The organism is Exiguobacterium sp. KRL4 (assembly GCF_001870785.1).
Lineage (GTDB): Bacteria > Bacillota > Bacilli > Exiguobacteriales > Exiguobacteriaceae > Exiguobacterium_A.
In genome coordinates, this window is the sequence record NZ_MOLV01000042.1 from 1 (window position 1) to 1,360 (window position 1,360).

At 44.6% G+C, this 1,360-nt stretch carries 2 protein-coding genes; both read right to left on the reverse strand.

Annotated elements, in window-relative coordinates:
• Nucleotides 1–845 (reverse strand): IS3 family transposase (locus BLD48_RS15810; RefSeq protein ID WP_236630051.1); only part of this gene is annotated, 845 nt, incomplete at its 3' end.
• Entirely contained in the window at nt 794–1,219 is a 426-nt protein-coding gene (locus BLD48_RS15815; RefSeq protein ID WP_071501014.1) for an HTH domain-containing protein, read from the reverse strand. The genes BLD48_RS15815 and BLD48_RS15810, both read right to left, overlap by 52 nt.
• Nucleotides 1,220–1,360 lie beyond the last annotated feature (141 nt).

The following is a 1,360-nucleotide window of genomic DNA, read 5'->3' on the forward strand; positions in this document are numbered from 1 at the left end:
ACCTCATCGAGGTCAGATGCTAATTTATAATCGACATAATCTTTCAAGTGCCCAAAGAACGATTCCATCGGGGCATTATCCAGGCAGTTTCCTCTACGAGACATGGATTGAAGCATTCCCATCTCACGGATGCGTGTTTGATAAGCAGGATGCGTATAATGGAATCCTTGATCGGAATGTATCATGGCTTCCGGGTGTATATTCCCTTGAAGTCGTTTTGCGAGCTTATTCGTTGTATGAAGGACAAGTTCCATATGGAGGCGTGTAGATACATGATGTGCCATAATTTCACGTGTAGCGATATCCTTCACACAAGAGAGATAAACAGTTTGGCCAGATCCAATACGGAGATAAGTGATGTCTGTGACGAATACCTTACCAGGCTCTTCTTGATCGAACTGACGGTTCAAGTGGTTTGGTACAGTCTTATGTTCATATGTCGCTTTAGCGATTTTACGGTAAGCGTTCTGCCTACGGATTTTCGTCACGATTCCAAACTTCCTCATGATACGCAAGATACGTTTATGATTCATCGGTCCCCCAATAAGATCAAGCATCTCCATGTAAAGACCACGATAGCCGATTTTCCCCTTATGAAGATCATGAACACGTTTCAGAAGTAGGTAGTCTGCATAGTCGCGTTCTTCCCGAAGGGAAACACTATCCGTACGTGCGAGCCAGGCGTAATAACCACTGCGGCTCACTTCAGCGAGCGTACATAGATCCGTCACGAACCGGCCCGATGATTGTTTCCGTAAGACAATATTGATTGCCTGATAGCGCTCAGATGCCGTTAGTTTCGGTACTTCGCCTCTCTTTCGAGAGCTTCGAGCTTTTTTAGTAATTCGTTCTCCGCTGTGAGGTACTTGATTCGTGCTTCAGCTTTCGCAAGGCGTCGTTCGACGGAATCATCTTTTTTCGGTCGACCTCCAAGATTTGATTTTCCACGTCTCTCATTCAAGAGTCCTTCTTCTCCATAAATGCGATATGTCTTCCGCCATCGTTTCAACGCTTCGTTCGTTGTTTGCTTACCGATCATGTCCAGGTCAAAGCCGCTTTCCTCAAAGATTTGTATCGGTCGCTTACCAGCTAAATTCTCACGCACAGCGTGAATCTTAAATTCTCCTTTGTATTGAATCGTACGATCTGATACCGAGGCTACGTGAAGATTCGCTTCAAGTTGTCTGATTTGATCTGGATTGAAGGTGCGTCTGTTCATGAATAGTTCTCCCGTCTAAATTGAATAGGTACAGTATATCGAATGATATCTTATACAACACAAAAAACCCCGATGGGGCTCATCAATCAAGTGTCCACCATTCAGGGTTCACACCGGACCAGAAAGCAGAAAAACCATCAA